The 19,605-nt window shown below is 69.6% G+C and carries 14 protein-coding genes; 1 reads left to right on the top strand and 13 read right to left on the bottom strand.

Annotation, left to right across the window (positions count from 1 at the left end; all coding sequences use genetic code 11):
• Window positions 1-5 precede the first annotated feature (5 nt).
• From WMF36_RS41755 to WMF36_RS41715, 9 genes are read right to left on the bottom strand one after another with little or no spacing between them, the layout of a single operon-like run.
• Window positions 6-2,657, bottom strand: coding sequence for a DUF2169 domain-containing protein (locus WMF36_RS41755; RefSeq protein ID WP_437576418.1), 2,652 nt, complete (start codon window positions 2,655-2,657; stop codon window positions 6-8).
• Between the two features lie 42 nt (window positions 2,658-2,699).
• Window positions 2,700-5,399, bottom strand: a complete 2,700-nt coding sequence (locus WMF36_RS41750) for a type VI secretion system Vgr family protein (RefSeq protein ID WP_437576417.1) — start codon at window positions 5,397-5,399, stop codon at window positions 2,700-2,702.
• 14 nt (window positions 5,400-5,413) lie between these two features.
• Window positions 5,414-7,705, bottom strand: coding sequence for a type VI secretion system Vgr family protein (locus WMF36_RS41745; RefSeq protein WP_437576416.1), 2,292 nt, complete (start codon window positions 7,703-7,705; stop codon window positions 5,414-5,416).
• Window positions 7,706-7,720: 15 nt separating this feature from the next.
• Complete coding sequence (locus WMF36_RS41740) at window positions 7,721-10,045, bottom strand: type VI secretion system Vgr family protein (RefSeq protein ID WP_437576415.1); 2,325 nt, start codon at window positions 10,043-10,045, stop codon at window positions 7,721-7,723.
• A 31-nt stretch (window positions 10,046-10,076) separates the two neighbouring features.
• Complete coding sequence (locus WMF36_RS41735; protein ID WP_437576414.1) at window positions 10,077-10,478, bottom strand: DUF4150 domain-containing protein; 402 nt, start codon at window positions 10,476-10,478, stop codon at window positions 10,077-10,079.
• An 8-nt stretch (window positions 10,479-10,486) separates the two neighbouring features.
• Window positions 10,487-11,188 (bottom strand): DUF3540 domain-containing protein, encoded by a 702-nt coding sequence (locus WMF36_RS41730; RefSeq protein ID WP_437576413.1) that lies wholly within the window; start codon window positions 11,186-11,188, stop codon window positions 10,487-10,489.
• Between the two features lie 16 nt (window positions 11,189-11,204).
• The gene (locus WMF36_RS41725; RefSeq protein ID WP_437576412.1) at window positions 11,205-12,254 is read right to left on the bottom strand and encodes a pentapeptide repeat-containing protein; all 1,050 of its coding nucleotides are present in this window, start codon (window positions 12,252-12,254) and stop codon (window positions 11,205-11,207) included.
• Window positions 12,251-12,391: a hypothetical protein gene (locus WMF36_RS41720; RefSeq protein WP_437576410.1), complete on the bottom strand. Its 141-nt coding sequence runs from the start codon at window positions 12,389-12,391 to the stop codon at window positions 12,251-12,253. The genes WMF36_RS41725 and WMF36_RS41720 overlap by 4 nt, the downstream gene beginning before the upstream one ends.
• A gap of 42 nt (window positions 12,392-12,433) precedes the next feature.
• Window positions 12,434-14,698: a bifunctional salicylyl-CoA 5-hydroxylase/oxidoreductase gene (locus WMF36_RS41715; protein ID WP_437576409.1), complete on the bottom strand. Its 2,265-nt coding sequence runs from the start codon at window positions 14,696-14,698 to the stop codon at window positions 12,434-12,436.
• A 96-nt stretch (window positions 14,699-14,794) separates the two neighbouring features.
• Here WMF36_RS41715 and WMF36_RS41710 point away from each other — a divergent pair, with 96 nt between their 5' ends.
• Window positions 14,795-15,400 (top strand): class I SAM-dependent methyltransferase, encoded by a 606-nt coding sequence (locus WMF36_RS41710; protein ID WP_437576408.1) that lies wholly within the window; start codon window positions 14,795-14,797, stop codon window positions 15,398-15,400.
• 39 nt (window positions 15,401-15,439) lie between these two features.
• Here WMF36_RS41710 and WMF36_RS41705 read toward each other — a convergent pair whose 3' ends face one another.
• From WMF36_RS41705 to WMF36_RS41690, 4 genes are all read right to left on the bottom strand, one after another.
• The gene (locus tag WMF36_RS41705; protein ID WP_437576406.1) at window positions 15,440-15,946 is read right to left on the bottom strand and encodes a hypothetical protein; all 507 of its coding nucleotides are present in this window, start codon (window positions 15,944-15,946) and stop codon (window positions 15,440-15,442) included.
• Window positions 15,947-15,954: 8 nt separating this feature from the next.
• Window positions 15,955-16,818 (bottom strand): hypothetical protein, encoded by an 864-nt coding sequence (locus tag WMF36_RS41700; protein WP_437576405.1) that lies wholly within the window; start codon window positions 16,816-16,818, stop codon window positions 15,955-15,957.
• 79 nt (window positions 16,819-16,897) lie between these two features.
• The gene (locus tag WMF36_RS41695; protein WP_437576404.1) at window positions 16,898-17,773 is read right to left on the bottom strand and encodes a hypothetical protein; all 876 of its coding nucleotides are present in this window, start codon (window positions 17,771-17,773) and stop codon (window positions 16,898-16,900) included.
• A gap of 499 nt (window positions 17,774-18,272) precedes the next feature.
• Entirely contained in the window at window positions 18,273-19,097 is an 825-nt protein-coding gene (locus WMF36_RS41690; protein WP_437576402.1) for a thioredoxin family protein, read from the bottom strand.
• Window positions 19,098-19,605 lie beyond the last annotated feature (508 nt).

Raw genomic sequence — 19,605 nt, 5'->3', positions numbered from 1 at the left:
CGGGCTCAGTCAAGGTCCTGGATCTTGTCCGAGTAGAGCGGCATCGTGCGCATTCGCGAGATGATCGCGTCCGTGAGCTTGGCCTCGCGGTATCCCTGCACGAGCGACATGTCGGCCTGATAGAGGTTCGAGCCGCTGAGGTCCGCGCCGGACACGTTCGCCTTCGACAGCAGGGCCTCGAACAGGTCGGCCCCGACCATGTTGGCGCGGCGCAGGTCGGCGCGGATGAACCGCGATTGCCTCGCGCGCACGTGGTAGAAGCGCGCGTCCTGGAGGTCGCAGTCGCTGAAGTCCGAGAGCTTCGCCTGCGCGTCGGTGAAGTCACACCCGACAAGGGAAATGCCCCGCAGACAGGCCTCCTCGATCTGGGCAGCGCGAAAGTCGCAGTCCTCAAGGAACGTGTCCTCCACCACGCGGAGGCTCCTGCCGTGGATGCTCGCGAAGATCGTGTTCCGGCCGCGGCACTTGAACAGGGTGGCGCCGGCGAGGTCGGCGCCGGTGAAATCGGCCCGGTCGAGCCCACACTTCATGAACACCGCGTCGACCAAGGTCGCCCCGGCGAAGCTGGCCCCGGTCAGATCGAGGTTGTCGAGCAGCAGGCCCTCCCCGCGGATCCGGCGGAACGAGCACCGGTCCAGCGTGCTCTCGTTGAGGGTCGCCCGCTCGAGGTTCGCCCCGTCCAGGCACACCTGCGAGAGCCGCGCGTCGATGAGCTGCGCGTCCACGGCGCGACAGCCGGACAGGCTCGTTCGCTCGCACACCGCCTTCGAGAGGTTGGCCCCCTCGAGGTTGGCCCCGTCGAGGCGCGCGTCGCCCAGCGCGGCGCGCACGAGCACGGCCCGCTTGAGGTTCGCCCCGGCGAGGTTGGCGCGCGACAGGTCGCAGCGCTCCATGAGCGCTTCCTCGAGGTTCGCCCCGGGCAGCTCGATGCCGGAGAGATCGGCGCCCGTCAGATCGCGGCCGGCGAGGCTCTCGCCGCGCGCGTGGGCGGCAAGGAGCTCCTCCCGCAGGCGGAGGCTGTCCTCGGCGCTCCGCGGATCGGGCTCTGCGCGGTCCTGCGCGCCCATCCGGTACGCCTCGAGCTGCGCTCTGTCCTGCTCGTGGACCATCTCGACGAAGCTCGGGTCATCGAGGTACTCGTCGATCTCGCTCGCGTCGAAGCCGGCGGCGCGGCTGTCCGCGGCGAGCTGTTGCATGCGCGCGATGTGCTTCTCGGCGGAACGCTGGGGAGGCCCGCCTTTCCAGGGACCGTGCCACTCCTTCTTGATCTCGTCGAAGTCGATGCCGTTCTCGGCGCAGTCCCGCGCGAGCTCCTCCTCGACGCGGGCCATGGACTCCTCGGCGAGCCGGCGCCTCTCCAGGAGCTCCTCCTCGATCTTCTTCGCCCGCGCCAGCACCTCGTCGAGAGAGGCTGTCGTGTCGATGGGGTCCTCGGGGACGGGGCCGTGCTCGTCCGGGTCGAGCCCCTGGGCGACGAGCAGCGCGCGCGCGGTCTCCACCTGGCGCTCGCCCCGTTTCATCATGTTCCTGTAGGCGAGCTGCTCGTGGGCGACGAGATCCGCCATCTCGTCGTACGGCGACGGCGGGCGCTTCATGTCGCCGCGCAGATCCGGCATGAGCGGCCTGTCGTCGAGCGACGCGAGCGCGCCGTGCTCCTTGCTGAGGCGCTGCTCGATCTCCCGCTCGTAGTGATCCATCGGCTTCGGCCGGCCCAGGTCCTCGCACGCGAGGCAGAGGAGCGACACGTCCGAGGCGTCGTCCTCCCGGACGGGCGAGACGCCGTGGAACACAAGGATCCCGTGCGAAGCGCTCGGGAAGAGCCAGATCGTGTCGAGCTTCATGGAGAGCTCGGTCTGGACCTCCTCGCCGCTCCGCCGCGTCCGCCGCATGAAGCAGCGGAGCTGGACCCCGGGGAGCTTGCACCGCAGCTCGGGTCGTTCGGGGTGGAGGTTCCTGAGGACGATCTCCTCGTCCCCGCGGAAGAAGCCCTGGATCTGCTGGTCTCTCGGGGCGACATTGAAGAAGCCCCAGTCGATGTTCCGGGCGAGCCCTGGATAGTAGTGGTCGAGCCACTCCTTGTCGTACGTGCCGGCCTTGTCCATGCGCTGAGGCCAGGTGATGTCGTAGGGGCCGACGCCGGCCGGCTCGGGCGTCTGCCGCATCGACGTGATGAGGTGCTTCGGATCCTCGATGTTGGGCAGCGGCGAGCCTTCCCTGGGCCTGTATCCCCTGCCGATCGGGTTCGGCTTGAAGCCCTCGCCCCCGAAGGCGTTCTCCCAGCGGAGGCTCTTGACCACGAAGGGCTCGGGCTCCGTGGGGACACCGGATTTCCAGGCCCGATCGCCGACGATGGCGATCTCCTTCATGAGCTTGCCGTCGAGCTCCATCGCCGCGCGCACGACGCGGTGTGGCTTGCCCTGCGGCGCGTACGCGTCCGCGCGCAGCAGGATCTCGCCGTTTTGCTTGGGCATGGACTCGTCGATCGCGGTCTCACGCAGCTCTTTGCCGACGAGGAGCCACAGGCTCGACTCGGACATGGGATAACGGGGCTCGGCGAACGGGAAGAGGATGAGGCCCGTGACGCAAAGCCGGTATTGGTTGTTGTGATCGAAGGGCCGCGAGAGGACGCCGATCTGGTTGGGTTTCACGACACGCACGACGACATCTCCTTGGCTAGCCTTTGAATCGCGTGGAGTTCCTCAGGGGCCACCCGGGCCAGGGCCCGGCGTGCCCGGTCCCGGTCCCGGCGTGCCAGGCCCTGGTCCCGGCGAACCCGGCCCCGGCTTGGCGTGTCGGGGCACGTACCCGGCCCCGGGCCCTGGTCCCGGCGCGCCCGGCCCCGGTCCCGGCGAACCCGGCCCGGGCTTGGCGTGTCGGGGCACGTACTCGGGTTTGGCGTGTCGGGGCACGTACCCGGCCCCGGGCCCTGGTCCCGGAGCGCCCGGCCCTGGTCCCGGAGCGCCCGGCCCTGGTCCCGGAGCGCCCGGCCCTGGTCCCGGAGCGCCCGGCCCTGGTCCCGGAGCGCCCGGCCCCGGTCCCGGAGCGCCTGGCCCTGGTCCCGGAGCGCCTGGCCCTGGTCCCGGAGCGCCTGGCCCTGGTCCCGGAGCGCCTGGCCCTGGTCCCGGAGCGCCGCCAATCTGCGTCAACCCCGCCTTCTTGGCCCTCGCTGCAGCCGCGCGCGCCGCGAGTACCCCGTACACCGTCTCATTGGCGATCGCCTTCGCGTCGATGGCCTTGAGATCCAGCTTGATGCCATACGCGGCCACATGCATGAACTGGAATCGAAGCCAGTTGATCGTGACGGCCAGCGAGAGCGCACCCACGCTCAGCTTCAAGAAATACGCCAGCGTGTGCTGGCCGCCGATCCCCTCGTGCCAGAAGTCCACCGTCATCTGGCCGCCCGGCGCGAGGAGCTTCACCCCGGAGAGCCCCTTCACCGTGCCCGCCGCGGGCGTCATCATCGTGAGCGACGCCGGCGCGCTCAGCGTGTAGGCCGCGGGCGTCGACACGCCGATGAAGCCGGAGACGGTCTGCGTCAGCGAGCCCCCGATCGACTCCTGCGTGGAGCCCACGATGTCCTGCGTTCGCCCGCCATCGAGGGTCTCGATCACATCGCCGTTCACCGTCCGCGTCTCGCCGCCGGTGATCGCCTGCCGGAGGCCCCCGTCGACCGTCTGGGTCGCGCCGGACGAGATGGTCTGGGTCATCCCGGCGCCGATCGTCTCGGTGAACGCGCCGGCGACATGCGTGCTCTGGCCCGCGCCGTACTCCTCGACCACGTCGCCGGCGACGTCCTCGGTCTGGGCGCCGCCCACCGTGATGTCGCGCTTCCCGCCCGCGTGGTGCAGCCCGTCCCCCTCGGTCGACACAACGATGTTGTGATCGCCGAGCCCCCCGTGGGCCCCGAGGTGGAGGAACGAGCTCTGCTGCGGAGTCGAGAGATCGATGTACTGACTCCCCTCGATATCCTCCACCTCCAGCCGGGTCAGCCCCCCCGTCTGGACCACGTTCCGGGTGCGGTTGGCGGACGTCACCGGGCTCGGCGTCGTCGGCGTGGGCGCCGCCCCCACGAGGAACGGCCGATCCGGGTCGCCGTGGACGAACGCCACGAGCACCTCGGTACCCTTGCGGAGCGGGAAGTGGTGCCCTTCGGGCGAGCCGCCGTGGGGCTGCATCATCCGCAGCCACGCCGACGCGGCCCCCGCGGGGCTCTTCGCCTCGTCGAACAGGAAGCGGACGCGGTAGCGCCCATGGCCGTCGATCTGGGCGTAAGGGCTCTCGGCCTCTCCGTCCACCACCGCGCTCTCCACGCCCCGCACCTCGGGCCAGGCGGTGCGCCGCTCGGGCCGATACTGCACCTCGGCCGGGAGCGCCTCCACGGAGATGCGGTAACCCTCCTCCGCGGGCGGCAGCCCCAGGTACCGGACGAGCGCGGGATCCTCCCGGATCAGCGTGCTCCGGTGCACCACGCGGCAGAGCTGGTACCGCTGGTTCAGCTCGCCGCGGGGGTGCTCGTCGAGCTGGAAGCGGAGCCCCGCGTGAAGCCCGCCCACACGACCGCTCCCGTGGAACCGGATCTGGGCCGCCCGGAGCGCCTCGGCGCGGACCGAGGCGAGGCGGTCGGCCTCGCGCTGATCCGGGAGGTTGTCCTCGAACCGGACGAGCTCCTCGAAGCCGAGGGCCGCGTCCGGCCTGGCCGCGCCGATGCGGAGCGCCGGTCTCAGATAGTCGTGGTCCCCGAGCCGGACGCTCGCCGACACGCCCGCGTGCACGCGGCGCCACGTCGCGAGGCACTCGCCCGCCGACACGTCGGCGAGCCCGCTCGGCGAATACCGCACGAGCGCCGAGGGCGCGTCGTCGTGCCGGCTCCTGTCGTCGCAGACGACGAGCTTCGCGCCGCCCTCCTCCTGCAGGAAATAATAATAGATGCCCTCGCGCTCCATCCACCGGTGCAAGAAATCGAGATCGCTCTCCTTGTACTGGCAGACGTGCCGGCGGCTCTCGTAGGCCCCGCTGAGCCGGAGCTCGAACGCCGACAGGCCGCCGTCACGGAGGACCTGCTCGATGATCTCGGGCACCGACCTGTCCACGAAGACGCGGCTGTGACGCCCGATCGACAGGGCGTGAAGCTCGGGGGCCAGCGTCAGGCGATAGACCCTCCGGCCCTGCGTGGCGAGCAGGAGCTCGATCTCGAACACGACGCCGTGAAACCGCATGTCGCCGGCCGACAGCGTCCCAGGCTTTCCGAGCGCGTCCTCCATCTCGCCCGGCTCGGCCTCGAGATCCCCGAGCACCCGCAGCGTGTACGGCTGGCCGAGCTGCTCCTCGCACGAGAACGCGAGGACGCGTAGAGGCCCTCCCGGGAGGCTGTCGCAAGCGAAGCGGTACGTCTCGTTCACGTTCCGGGCCCCGATCAGAGAAAGGTGATGAACCCGAACGCGAAGGTGGCCCCGAAGGTGACCCGCGTCACCACGCCGGCCTTCTTCGACACGCCGCGGTTCTGGAGGACCACGCCGGCCAGCTCGTATTTCATCCGCACCGCGTCCCGCCGCATGCCGACCGCCGTGGCCGAGATGCCGCAGACGTTGACGTGAACGAGGTTCGGTCGGAAGAGGAAATTGTAAATCCTGATGTCCTTCGAGGCGATCCCCAGGAAGTAGCTGTCGACGTTCGTCTGGCCGCCGGCGGCGTTCATGAGCCACGTGTTGGCCATCATGTTCATGGGGCCATCCGTCTTGAGGGTGATGGCCCCGTCCGCCTTGACGGTGTACGTCCCGGTGCTGACGATCGTGGTGCTCCCGGTGACCGTCTGATCCTGCGAGCCGCTGATCGACTCCGTCGTCGAACCCACGATGGTCTGCGTGCGAGAGCCGTTGATCGTCTCCGCCGCCCCGCCGGAGACGGAGCGCTCCTCACCGCCGTCGATCGACTGCTGGAACCCGCCGGCGATCGTCCGCGTCAGCCCGGCGTGGAGGGTCTGTCGCGCGCCGGCGTCGATCGTCTCGTTCAGCGCGCCCGCGACGTGGGTGGTCTGGTTCGCGTGGTAGGTCTCGGTCAGGCTCCCTTGCACGTCCTCGTTCTGGGCGCCGCCGATCGTTATATCGCGGTTCGTCCCCGTCCGGATCAGCCCGTCGCCCGACGTGGAGAGGACGACGTTGTGGTCCCCCAGCCCGGCGTGGGCCCCGACGTGCACGAAGGTCGACCCGGGGGGCGTCGAGACATCGATGTACTGCTGCCCCTCGCGGTCCTCGACCTCGAGGCGGCTCCGGCCGCCGGTCTGCACCACGTTCTGCGTGCCGTTGGCGCGCGTGACCGGCGACGGCGTGAGGGCGTTCGGGACCGCGCCCGCGATCACGGGCCGATCCGGATCTCCCCCGACGAACGCGATGAGCACCTCCGTCCCCTTGCGCAGCGGCAGGTGGTACCCCTCCCGCGCGCCGCCGTGCGGCTGGATCATCCGGAGCCGCGCGGAGGCGCGCCCGGCCGGCGACGGGCTCTCATCCATCATGAGCTTGACCAGGTAGCGGCCGTGCTCGTCGAGCTGCGCATGGTCGCTGTCCGCCGGCCCGTCGATGACGCCCAGCTCCAGCCCGCCGGCGAGCGGCCACGGCGTGCGCCGCGGCGGCCGGAACTGCACGTCCGACGCGATCGCCTCCACCTCGGTCCACACGGTCTCGCCCTCCAGCGCCGCGGCCTCCTCGGGGCGGAAGAAGGGCACGATGCGGCCCTGGCGCTCGTTGATCTGGCCGACGCGCACGACGCGGACCGCGAGGTACTCCCTGTTGAGCTCGCCGGCTGGGTGGCGGTCGAGGGTGAACGTGAAGCCCGCGTGAACGAAGAGCTCCCGCCCCACCGCGAGGCACCGCCTTCGCCGGCTCTTCTCCAGCTCGGCGCGCAGCCCGGCGAGCCGCTCGGCGCCGCGCTGATCCGCCTCGTTCTCGGCCCAGAGCTGCACGCTCGCGGACAGCTCCGGCGAGACGCCCGTCGCCGCGCGGATCGTCGCGGCGGGGGTGAGGTAGTTGTGATCGGCCTCGACGATCTCTTTCGGCGACGCCCTCAGCGCGGCGTGAAAGACGCTGAAGTGGTCCCCCGACGACGCGTCGGCCGACGTCACCGGATGGTACGCGACCGGCTCGGCGCGCCCCGGCGCGTGGTGCCGGGGGGCGTCACAGAACGTGAGCTTGCTGCCCCCGTCGCCGTGGTCGAAGAAATAGGTGATGCCCTCGCGCTCCAGCCATCGCTGGAGGAAGTCGAGGTCGCTCTCCTGGTACTGGCAGACGTGCTCCCGCTTCGCGTAGGTGCCGGTGAGCCGCAGCGCGAATGAGCCCGCCGCGATGCCGGCCTGCGCGAGCACGCGCTCGAGGATCTCCGGGAAAGACTGGTCGACGAACACCCGGTTGTGCGAGGAGCGCCGCAGGAACCAGAGCGCCGGCACCATGCGGAGCCGCAGCATCGGGCTCGGCTCGCCCTCCAGGAGCTCGATCTCGGCCACGTGCCCCGCTACCTGCACCGCGCCGTCGCCGGATCCGAGCACCAGCGCGGCGGGCTGGCCCAGCACGCGCTCGGGGCTCACGTCGGCGTCGCCGCTGTCCAGCGTGAAGCAGATCTCGTAGTCGAAGCAGCGCCCCAGCTCCTCCTCGCTGCGGAAACCCAGCACGCGCGGGCTGCCGGAGATCGCGTCACATCGCAACGTGAAGGGACCCATCCGTCACCTCGATGGTCAGCCGCCCCATAGATGAAACGCGCCGCCCTGCTGGGAGAACGCATGAGCGGTGGCGCCTACCCCGTCGGTCCCGAGGTAGACGAACGCCGCCTGTTTCGCGGTGGTCCCCAGGGTCTGCTTGACGCCGAAGAAATCGGCCTTGACCCCGACCAGCTCGACATACAGCCCCATGGCGTCGACCCGGTGGCCGCAGATGACGAGTTGGTTGGGTGCCAGGGTGGTGTAGTCCTTCCCGAACATGACGAAGTCGTTGTCGAGGCGCCGCTGGCCCCCCGGCGCGAGCAGGTTGAAGCCGCCGTTCGCGATGAGGGTCACGTTCGCGGGCGTCCCGACCTCGAACCCGCCGCCCGCGATCACGGTGTGGCCGCCGGAGCTCGTGATCGTGGAGCCGCCCGCGATGGCCTGCGTGAGATCGCCGGCGATCGTCTCCACCGAGGAGCCCGAGATCGCCTGGGTGCGCCCGCCGCTCAGCGCCTCTGTCTGGCCGCCGGTGACCGTGCGCGTCTCCCCGCCCGAGATGGTGATCGTGGCGCCGCCGTCGATGGCCTGCTCCGACCCGGCGTGGATGATCTGCGCGGCGCCGCCGTCGACGGTCTCGGTGAGGGCGCCGTCGACCGCCCTCGTCTGATCGGCGTGATAGCTCTCGATCACGTCGCCGGCCACGGACTCGGTCTGCTTGCCGCCGACGCGGATGTCGCGGTCTCCACCCGTGTGCATCGAGGCATCGCCGCTCGTGGACAGGACATAGTTGTGCGTCCCCTTGCCGGCGTGCGCCCCCAGGTGGAAGAAGGTGCTCTCCGGGGGTGTGGAGAGTTCGATGTACTCCGAGCCCTGCTGGTCCTCGATCTCCACCCGGGAGAGCCCGCCTGTCTGCACCACGTTCTGCGTCCGGTTCGCCGTGGTGACGGGGCTCGGCGTCATCGCGTCCGGCACCACGCCGACGATCACAGGCTGATCGGGATCGCCCCTCAGAAAGCCCACCTGCACCTCGGTCCCCTTGCGCAGGGGCAGGTGCATGCCCTCGGGGTTGCCCGCGTGGGGCTGGAGCATCCGCAGGTACGTGGACGCCGCGCCGTCGGGCAGCCCGCTCTCGTCCAGGAGGAGGCGCACGCGGTAGCGGCCGTGCTCGTCGATCTGGGCGTACTCCGATTCGCCCTCTCCGTCGATCCGCGCGCGCACCGTCCCCGCGATCCGGGGCCAGCGCGTCATCGAGGGGACGAGGTGGTGGCGGCTCGCCTCCACCGCGCGAAGCTCGCAGTGGTAGAGCTCCGCGCCCTCCTCGAGGGCGGCCTCGACCTCTGCGCCGCGCTCGCTGCCGTCGCCGGCGAGGCCCGGCTCCCGGCCTCGATGGCGAATCTCGGTCACGAGGTAGGCCTGGTTGAGCGCGCGCTGCGGGTGCTCCACGAGATCGAACGTGAAGCCGGGCATGAGCCCGATCACGGACCCCTGCGCATGGCAGGTGGTGCGCCCGGCGAGGTGCTCGAGCGCCCGCAGGGTCGCGAAGCGCTGCGCCTCGTGGGGCTGCTCTTCGTTGACCTTGAAGAGGCGCACCTCGCCGCCCGCACCCTCCGGCACCACGTCGGCGGACCCCTTGACCGAGAGGTGCGGGTGCAACGGATGATACTCCGCGACAGTCACCTTCCGGGGCACCACCTCGTGGCGCCACCGGAAGCTGCGGAGGGCCTGTCCCGCCGTGACATCGCCCGCGTGCTGCGGCACGAACCGCACGGGCCCGCTCCGCGCGTCGGCGTGGCTCGCCGTGCTGTCGGTGATGATCAGCCGCTCGCGCTCGTCTCCCTGCTCGAAGAAATAATAAGCGCCGACGCGCTCGAGCCACCGGGTCAGGAAGAGCAGGCGGCTCTCGCGGAGCTGGCACACGTGGCGCAGCGGCAAATATTTGCCGACGAGGCGCAGCTCGTAGTCGTCCGATGTGAGCCCGCCGCCCTCGAGCATCTCCGATAGGATGTCGGGGAGCGCCTTGTCGACGAACACACGGCTGTGCTCGCCCAGCGAGAGCCGCCACAGCCGGGGCACGAGGTGCAGGCGGAAGAGGGAATGCCGCTCCAGGTCCTCGACCAGCTCCAGCGCGGCCACCGTGCCTGAATACGCCTTATGCACGACGCCGGTGAGCCCGTCGCGGAGGAGGAGCTGCGCAGCCTGTCCGATGGAGGCGTCGAGGTCGAGCCCCAGCCCCTCGGCGAGGGGGAGCGAGAACAGGATTCGAAACCGATAAAGCCGGCTGAGCGCCTCCTCGCCCTCGAGCGAGACCACGCTCGTGCCCGGGGGAAGGAAGCTCGCGGAGATGTGGTAGAGGCGGGGCATCGGACGATCTCGCGGCGGAGGTGACCCGCAGCTAAGGCGCGAGCAAGAGGACCTTCACCTGGCTCGGCACCGCCCGTATCCCGGGGCAGTTCGTGCTGTTCTGGATGCCGATGCTCGTCAGCCGCGTCGCGGGCAGGCCGCCGACGAGCACGGTGAACGCCGCGGTCACATGCCGATCCGGCGCCATCACCGTCCCCGATGCGACGCCCCTGCCGACGCCGGGGTTGTCCCCGTTCGACATGGCGGTCGCGCTCGACATGTTGTGCGCCGGCGCATACATGAAAAGCACGTTGTAGACCGCCGGCGACGCCGTCGGCCCGGCGCCGAAATTGGGGTACGGGATGGGCACCGGCGCGGGCGCCGGGGGCGCCGGCGTCAAGCACACGTCCGGAAAGCCGATGTCGATCCCCATCATCTGCGTGTTGGCGAACATGGCATCTCTTATCCGACGTGGACCTGGCCGGCATCGATCTTGACCAGCTGATCCGCGGTCGTCACCGCGTTCTGGCCGTGCAGGTGGTAGAGCTCTTCCGCCCGGCGATCCATGTTCTTCGCCTCGACGCGATCGAGCTCGTCCGTCCTTCGGAAGAAGGTCTTCGTCCGCTGGTAGATGCGGCCCGCGATCGTGTCGAACGCCTCGGCCACGAGGCGCACCTTCCTCGTCCGGGCGGCGATCGAGTGCCCGACCAGGTCGAGCAGCGAGAAGGCCACGCGCACCTCTCCGGCGTCGGCGGTCACGGCGCCGGCGCGGACGTGGAGATCCTGCGGCGACACCAGATCGACCCCCTCCTGGGCGAGGATCCGCAGCCTGCCGTTCAGCACGCTCAGCGACACGTCCTCATGAAACACCATCTTTGTTCCACCCGTATGGAGCCGGCGTAGCACGGCGAGGACATACGCCTCGTCGCCCGAGGATACGACGAGCACCCGGTCGCCGGGGGCCGGGGAGACCAGGCAGCTCGGGGCGATCTCGGCCTCCCTCTCTCCGCTCGGCGCCGTCACGCGGGCGCTCCGCCCGGAGCGCGATTTGACGTGACCGAGCTCCATGACCGCCTCCGGGGCAGGCGCCACCGTGGCGCGAGGAGGCGGGGAGGCGGCGGTCGGTCTCGGGAAACTCTCGATCTTCGGTGCGGCGTTGGCCATGGGGATGCCCTCGGGATCAGTAGGGAGGAGTGAAGTTTTCTGCCTGGGCGCGCGCGCTGTCGGTGCCGAGGGCAACGGCTCGCCCCGGGATGGTGGCGCGGGTGTCGCGGACGCCGTGCAGGAGGGTCCGGTGAAGGCTCGCGTGGGTGAGGTTCGCCCCTTCGAGATCGGCGCCGGAGAGGTCGGCGTGGGTCAGGTCGGCGCCGACGAAGGAGGCGTCGCGCGCGCTCGCGCCCCGGAGCGCCGCCTCGCGCAGCCGGGCCCCGGACAGATCCGCGCGCGAGAGATTGGCCCGATCCAGGAGGGCCTGCTCGAGCCCCGTCTTGCGCAACGTGGCGCCCTGGAGATTGGCCTCGATGAAGAGGGCGCGGCTGCAGCTCGCCTCGTCGAGGGTCGCCCCGGCCAGGCTCGCGCCCTTGAAGTTGGCCTGGGCGAGGTTCGCCTTCTCGAGCCTCGCGTGCGAGAGATCCGACTCCTGGAGCTGGCAGAGCTCGAAGACGACGCCGGCCAGTCCCATTCCGCGGAAGCAACACTTGTTGAGCACGGCCATCTCGAATCGAGCGTCGTCGATGCGCATGGCGCGGAAATCGACGCCGGAGATCGACGTCCGCTTGAGGACCGCGCCTCTCAGGTCGACTCCATCCATCCCGGTCTCGAAGAAGATCGCCTGATCGAGGACCACCTGCGCGAAGGTGGCGCCCGACAGATCGCTCTTGATCACCATCAACATCACGGGGGTCGTCCCGTCGAACCGGGCCTCGCGGATCCGGCACTCGGTGAACTTGGCGAGCCGGAGCGTGGCCCCGGTGAAGACCGCGCCGGTGAGATCGCACTTGTGAAAGGCCGTATGATGGCAGAGGGCGCCGGTCAGGTCGGCGCCGCTCAGATTGCATTCGATGAAGACGGTCTCCTTCAGCCGAGCACCAGAGAGGCGCGCCCCCGAAAAATCACACTTCGAGAAGAACCCGCCCCCGAGGTCGGCGCCGGAATGGTCTCGGCCGGCGAGACAGAGGCCATCGCAGATCTCACCGGACTGGACGAGCGCCGACAGATCCAGGGTATTCACTGCCACAGCTTCTGCTGTGGCGCAGCGCGCGTGTCAACCCGCGCCGCGGGCGGGGGCGATGGAGTTTTCGCGACATTCGGGTATTTTTCCGTGAACGCGTCAATGAGCTCCCGCGCGCGCTTCACGATCTGCTGCACCGGCCCGCTCTTCGGATCGGAGCCCTTTGGCATCTCCGCAGGTCACCGCATGCGGAGCGTGTACCTCTCGACCGACCGGTACTGAGGCGGCCACTCCAGGTCAAACCCCTGCTCCGCGGCGGCGTGCCTTGTCCAGTACGGGTCGTAGAGGTGCGCCCGCGCGAGCGCGCACAGGTCGGCTCTGCCGGCCGCGATGATGCTGTTCACGTCCGCGTAGCTCTGGATGTTGCCCACCGCGATCGTCGGCACCTTCGCCGAGAGCCGCACGAGCTCCGAGAGCGGCGTCTGGAACAGACGGCCGTACTCCGGCTTTCCGGAGGGGTCCGTCTGCCCCGCCGACACATGGAGGATGTCGGCGCCGTGCTCCCGCAGCATCGTCGCGAGCGCCAGGAGATCGTCCGTCGTGAGCCCGCCCGGCGCCCAGTCGGTCGCCGAGATGCGGACGCTCATCGGCTTGTCCGCCGGCCACGCCGCCCGCACCGCGTCGAACACCTCGAGCGGATAGCGCATCCGGCGCTCGATCGGCCCGCCGTAGGCGTCGTCGCGCCGGTTCGTGAGCGGCGAGATGAAGCTCGCCAGCAGGTAGCCGTGCGCGCAGTGCAGCTCGATGAGGTCGAACCCGGCCTCGTCCGCCCTCCTCGCCGCCTGCACGAAGTCCGAGATCACCTGATCCATGTCCCCGCGATCCATCGCCTTCGGGACCTGGCTCTCCGGGAGGTACGGGATGGCGGAGGCGCTGAGGAGCGGCCACTCGCCGCGCTCGAGCGGCTCGTCCATGCCCTCCCACATCCGCTTCGTCGCGCCCTTGCGCCCGGCGTGGGCCAGCTGGACGCCGATTTTCGCCCGGGAGCGCGCGTGGACGAAATCGACAACGCGCCGCCACCCCTCGGCGTGGTCGGGGCGGTAGAGCCCCGCGCAGCCCGGCGTGATGCGCCCCTCGGCGCTCACGTCGGTCATCTCGGTGATCACGAGCCCCGCCCCGCCGAGCGCCCGGCTGCCCAGGTGCACGAGGTGCCAGTCGTCGATCCGCCCGTCCTCCGCCGAGTACTGGCACATCGGCGACACGACGACCCGGTTCTCCAGCACGAGCGACCGCAGCCGGAACGGCGTGAACATCGGCGGCGGCGGGCCGCCTCCGTGGACGGCGGCGACGCGCGCCCCCGACTGCGCCTCCGCCTTGCTCGCGACGTGCGCGTCCACCTCGCGCACGAACGCCGGATCGCGCGCCTTCAGCCCCTCGTGCGTCACCCGCAGGCTCCGCGTCAGCAGGCTGAACATGAACTCCACAGGATCGAGCGCCATGTAGCGCTCGGTGTTCTCGAACCACAGGAGGCTCACCTGCGCGGCCCGCTGGAACGCGAGCACCTTGGGCTTGCGCTCCGCCTCGTAGGCGGCGAGCGCCTCCGGCACGCCCGGGCTCCGCCCCAGGCTCTCGGCGAGCGCGATGGCGTCCTCGAGCGCGAGCTTCGTCCCCGAGCCGATCGAGAAGTGCGCCGTGTGCGCGGCGTCCCCGAGCAGCACCACGTTGCCCGCGCTCCAGCGCTCGTTGTGCACCGTGGGGAAGCTCCGCCACACGCTCCTGTTCTTGAGCAGCCGGTGCCCCCGGAGCTTGCCTTCGAAGAGCTCCTCGAAGTACGCGATCGTCTCGTCCTCGCTCGCGCGGTCGAGGCCCGCCCGGCGGAAGGTCTCCTCGCGGCACTCGACGATGAACGTGGAACGGTCCGGCTCGTAGCGGTAGGCGTGCACCCGGAAGAGGCCGTGTCGGTTCTCCTCGAAATAGAAGGTGAAGGCGTCGAACGGAAACGTCGTGCCGAGCCAGACGAAGCGGTTCGGGCGGACGTCGATGCGCGGCCCGAACCGGTCGGCGAAGCGCTCGCGGATGCGGCTGTTCACCCCGTCGGCGGCGACCACGAGATCGCTCCCGGCGAGGGCCTCGGCCGCGTCCGTCACCTCCTCCTCGAAGCGCAGGACGACGCCGAGCTCCCGCGCCCGGTCCTGGAGGATCGCGAGCAGCTTCCGGCGCGACAGGCCGCTGAAGCCGTGCCCCGTCGAGACAAGGAGGCGCCCGCCGATGTGCGCGTGGAGCTCGTTCCAGTGGGCGAGGCTGCGCCGGATCGCGTCGTAGCTCGGGCGGTCGGCGCCTTCGAGGCCGTCGAGCGTCGCGTCCGAGAACACGACCCCGAAGCCGAAGGTGTCGTCGGGCCGGTTCCGCTCGACGACGACCACCTCGCGCCGCGGGTCGCGCTGCTTCGCGAGCAGCGCGAAGTAGAGGCCCGCCGGCCCGCCGCCCACGCACGTGATCCTCATCGGCCTGCCCCTCCGCTCCGGCGCCTCTGCACGCGCCGGAGCCTACACGAGAACGCCCGGGGTGCAGCGCCGCTCCGGCGGACTATAACGGTGGACATGAGCGAACAGCGAAACTTCCCGGACTGGCAAGAGCTGTATCGAAGCACCCCGGCAGAGAGCCTGCCCTGGTACCACGCGAGCCTGGATCCCGATCTCGGTCAGGCGCTCGAGCGCTGGCAGGTCGCCCGGGGGCGGGCGCTCGATCTCGGCACGGGCCCGGCCACGCAGGCGTTCGCGCTGGCCGAGCGCGGGTTCGACGTCACCGGCACCGACCTCTCGCACGCCGCCATCGAGCAGGCGGCGGCGCAGGCGGCGCAGCGAGGCGCCGCCGTGCGTTTCGTGCAGGACGATATCCTGGACAGCCGGCTCGACGAGCGGTTCGATGTCGTCTTCGATCGCGGCTGTTTCCATTGCCTCCCGCCGGACCGGAGGGCCGATTACGTGCGCGCGCTGAAGCGGCTCGTCGCGCCCGGAGGGCTCTTCTTCCTCAAGTGCTTCAGCGTGCTGGAGCCGCGGGAACAGGGGCCGTACCGGTTCTCTCCCGAGGAGATCCGCGAGATCTTCGGGGCTGATTTCGAGGTCCTCTCCAGCGTCGAGACCGTCTACCAGGGGACGCTGGACCCGCTCCCGCGCGCGCTGTTCTCCGTGCTCCGGCCGCGGTGACTGAGGGCGCGCGCCGTACCCGGCCGCGCCGGCCGTGGCCTACTCGTTCTCGCACTCCTTGACGTGAAACAAGGCGGAGACGAGCAACGCGGGATGGCCGTCGAGGGCCCGCCGCAGCTGGCAATCGCCCGTCGAGAAGTCCACCTCGTGCGGGTCGTCGCCGACCGTCGCCACGACGGGGCAAAATCCATCGTAGAAATCCTCTCTTATGTCCATCGTGACATTCGGTAGAGGCTCGCCGCCGTCATCTTCGCGCTTGACGTCCAATGAAATTCCGCTGATCGGCGGGTTGTCGTCGCGCGCGCGGTCCAGGGCCATCGACAGCGCGGAGTTTCTCAGGGTGCACCACGTCGACCACCTCTCCCCTGTTTTTACGAACCTCCGCCCCTCATCGCCAGTATCGTAACCCAGGGTTTCACCGTCGAGGGCGACGACCGCCTTCCCTGCGATGTCCGGATGATTTGCGCATGCCATGACCGGTAGCGACAGCACCGCCAAGAGGGTGAGCCACGTGCTCAACAGGGTCGTCTCCATCATCCGCCGCATGGGCTGCCCTAGATCTCGGGAAAGGAGCACACAACGTGCGGCTCGCGTCGCTCCAGGGTGCCGAGCACGGCCGGAGCGCCGGGGGAGCAGGCGCCTGGCTCTGCTTCCACGAGCGTGGCGCGCATCGCGCTGAGCGGGAGGGGCGAGCTGACGTCCGCGCAGGACTCCTCCCCGAGGCCGAGGGAGATCGCCGCGTTCACGCGGTCGCTGCATGCGCTGTCCCCATACAAGCCGACGTCGGCGACGCACCTGCCTCCCGCCGGGGGACCACACTCGCACGGAGCGCAGGCGCGGTCGTCGATCAGTTCCTCGAAGAACTCGTGTCGTGTCAGGCCATTCCTGCAGCTCTCCTCCCTGCTGGACTCCATGCAGGGGATGAACCCCGGCGGGTCCTGCGCCGTATTGCCGGCGCACACCCGGACGAAACTCGCAGGAACAGGCGGCGGCTGGGGCGTCGCCGAGGGGGTGCACGGCGAGAGTGTCGGCGGCTCGTAGACGATGGACGCGACATCGTCCGGCTGGACGGGCGACGGGAGCGCAGCGCATGTCCCATCCCATCCCGCGCCGGCATCGAGCGCGATCGATGGGCCTCCGCCTGGGCAGATCATCCCGCTCGTCATGACCTTGGAGGGCAGCACGCACGCCGCCGGGCCGCATTCGCACGCATCGCACGTGTCCGGCAGCCCTTCAGGTGTTTCAGGCATCCAGCCTTCCCACTTCGGCGGCTGGCCGTCGATGCAAGGAGGCGCTTCGTCCTCGGCACCTACCCACATCCACAGCACCGGACCCGAATCGGCCGGCGGCGCGAGCAGCGGTACATACCACTCGTTTTCGCACGCGAGCAGCGCCGTCGCGGAGAGAACCAGCAACATCGGTTGTCGCATCAGGAAGGCCTCCGTGCCGGCTTCACCGTGCTCGCGCGCTCATGGCCCACAGGGACGTCGCCAACGCTCACCATCGAACGCGAACCTCCGCGCCGTGCGTTGCCACGCGAATCTGCGTGTCGTTCGGCAACCAGACGTACACGAGGGTGGCCACGCACGCTGCCGCCCCAACGATCAGCGAGCTGGTACCCAGGAGACTCATCAGCTTCCCGCTGGCGGCAGTATCAATGATCTCGTTGTAGTCGGGTTGAAATGCGGGGTCGAGCTTGCTCATCGTCTGGGCGTGATACCCAGCCGCCGTCGACTCCTGCTCATACCCCTGCGCGCTCTGCAGGAACACGGCGCCCGTGACCAGCAACCCAGCGGAGGCCATCGCGCCCGTCGCGACGATCCGGAAGTCCGCCCCCGGCCGGGCTGCCCCCTGATGCGGCGCTTTCGGCGCCGCCGGCCCTGGAGCCCGAGGCCCCGGAGCCCCCTTCGGCGCCTGCGCGCGGTCCTCCGGCGCCGGCTTGTCGAACGTGAGCGGCACCGGCTTCGACTCGCCCGCCTCCACCTTCACGCTCGTGCGCGCGACCTGCCCATCCTCCCCGACGGCTGTCACCTCGTGCTGGCCGGGCGCCACGTAGACGCGGCGACCGTCCTTCACCCCGCGGCCGTTCACGAGCATGCCCACGACGCCGGGCGGCGGCACGAGGACCACCTCGCCCACCCGCCGCCGGGCACGGGCGAGGTCGGCGTGACGCTGCTCGTACAGGCTCCGCTGCTGCTTCGTGCGCGGGGCCGGCATCTGGTCGACGCACTGCGACAGCTCCACCATGGCGTCCGCCCAGCGGCCCATCCGCGCGTCGAGCTGCCCCAGGGTGCACATCGCGACGTTCGACCGCTCGATCTCGTAGACCTCGGCCCACAGCTCCCGGGCCCGCGCGATATCGAGGCGAGCCACTGCCGCGTCGGCCTCACGGATGAGCTCTTTGACGGGCCGGGAGCGTTCGCGAGGCCGCTCGGGAGGGTCCGCCGCGTGCGCGTAAGCGGTCGCGAGCAGCCCAAGGAACAGCGCCACCCACGACAGAACATAAGTTGCAGATCGAGGACCGCGCATACGCCACCCTGGTCATGCGAGCACACCCGACACACGCGGAATCGTGCCACGGCGCCGTAACGGTTCCTGTCTATACATTATCCGGGCGTGCTCGGATAGCTTCATCGAACGCCCGCGACCCAGACAGTCGCCGGGGTTGCATTGCGCCTTCGCGACCAAATTCTCACACAATCCGCAGGGGCGGAGACAACGTGTTCCGGCGGCGTCACCGCTTGCCCCAGGCCGGCGAGGGGGATTCCCCAGGGGACCTGATGCCCCTGCAGACGAAGACGGTCAGGCGGGAGGTCAACCGTCCGACGAGGCCGCGGAAGCAAACAAGGGATGAAAAGCAGACGAGCGCGGCTCAGCGGGCGTCGCCGGCCGAAGTCTGGTCACCCCGCGGCAAGTGCGCGCTCGACGGGGAGCTTTGCCCCGACGTCACGTCCCGAACCCATGCCAAGAGATCTGGATACCTACGATATTTTCCGTTCCGTGCCACCTCTTCTCCATCCTTGAGGAGAACCAGCATCGGGAAGGTCGTGATTTCAAACCTCTCGATCAGCTCCCGGTGCCGATCGGCGGTCAACCTCCCCACCCGGATCTCGCCTCGATGATCACGCGCGAGCTTCTGCAGCTCGGGCGCCATGATTTTGCAAGGACCGCACCAGTGGGTCATGAAATCCACCAGAACAAGCCCGCGGCTGGTTTCAGCGTCGAAGTTCGACTGAGTGAGGATCGAGACGTGATGTTCCTCCCTCGCGTCGCGGGGTTCTGCGCCCGTCAGGCCACGAACACACTCCAGCAGACCCTCGAAATAGTACCTCCTTAAATAGATCGCCGGCAAGAGCTCCTCCGGCGTCCCTCTCTGCAGCAGACCGTAATATTTCCCGTCCGCGGACTGCTTCTGCGGGTTCCCCATCATGAGCTTGAACACCTGCATCCTGGACATCACCTCGCGATCGCCGTCAGCGCAACGATCGCGTGGATTGCCGGGAGCATCGGAGGGGGAATGAGCGTAAATCTCGGCCTCGAGCAGATCCAGCCGGTGCAGCTCCTCTTCAAGCTGCATCTCTCCAACCACCTCGACGCTCGCCGCGGGATCGGGCTGCCCGTGCCGAGATCGCGCGCCGGTAGAGGCGCAGCCCACCACCGACATGAGCAAGAGCGCGAATGTCGCTGCTTTCATCATGTCCAGCGTACACTGCCTCTCGCCCGGCACCCAGAGGAAAGACCTGGCGGCTCTTGACGGCGGGACAGGCGGTCGCCGGCCGAGAGCGACATCGGATAACGAGCGCCTTGCAACGAGCAACGCGACAGCGCGAACGATTCTTCTGATGATGGGATTCGATGCCAGACGGAATTCAGGTCAGAACTTCCCGATGACGTGGGTCGGACCGCCCAGCGCGTGCACTGTTGCGCACCAGCCTGCGCGGGGCGCGTGCTTGTCGACCCCCTGGCTCCGGCTGCCTGTCCACGCCCGCGTCGTGGCGCGGCCGCGCGCGCTGTTCTCCGCGCTCCGGCCGCGGTGAGCAGGCTCGTGCCCGCCAGCCAGATGCACGCTTCGTACGCGGTGGCACCCTGATTGCATCAACCGTGCTTGCATCAAAACGGCAAGGTCAGGTGCAGCCATGGCGCAAGAGGTCCCCAAGCCGCCCGAGAAGAGACGGCCAAAGCACGTACGCAGCCCCCTGAGAGAC

The sequence above is a fragment of the Sorangium sp. So ce887 genome (assembly GCF_051521455.1).
Lineage (GTDB): Bacteria > Myxococcota_A > Polyangia > Polyangiales > Polyangiaceae > Sorangium.
Note: the sequence above shows the minus strand (reverse complement) of the source record. Positions and strands in the feature narration are given on the sequence as shown.

Excerpts from the sequence above, each read along its gene's own strand:
- WMF36_RS41735 (WP_437576414.1), bottom strand. The coding sequence starts at position 10,478 with ATGTTCGCCAACACGCAGATGATGGGGATCGACATCGGCTTTCCGGAC.
- WMF36_RS41715 (WP_437576409.1), bottom strand. The coding sequence starts at position 14,698 with ATGAGGATCACGTGCGTGGGCGGCGGGCCGGCGGGCCTCTACTTCGCG.
- WMF36_RS41690 (WP_437576402.1), bottom strand. The coding sequence starts at position 19,097 with ATGATGAAAGCAGCGACATTCGCGCTCTTGCTCATGTCGGTGGTGGGC.
- WMF36_RS41745 (WP_437576416.1), bottom strand. The coding sequence starts at position 7,705 with ATGGGTCCCTTCACGTTGCGATGTGACGCGATCTCCGGCAGCCCGCGC.
- WMF36_RS41740 (WP_437576415.1), bottom strand. The coding sequence starts at position 10,045 with ATGCCCCGCCTCTACCACATCTCCGCGAGCTTCCTTCCCCCGGGCACG.
- WMF36_RS41730 (WP_437576413.1), bottom strand. The coding sequence starts at position 11,188 with ATGGCCAACGCCGCACCGAAGATCGAGAGTTTCCCGAGACCGACCGCC.
- WMF36_RS41700 (WP_437576405.1), bottom strand. The coding sequence starts at position 16,818 with ATGTTGCTGGTTCTCTCCGCGACGGCGCTGCTCGCGTGCGAAAACGAG.
- WMF36_RS41710 (WP_437576408.1), top strand. The coding sequence starts at position 14,795 with ATGAGCGAACAGCGAAACTTCCCGGACTGGCAAGAGCTGTATCGAAGC.
- WMF36_RS41705 (WP_437576406.1), bottom strand. The coding sequence starts at position 15,946 with ATGCGGCGGATGATGGAGACGACCCTGTTGAGCACGTGGCTCACCCTC.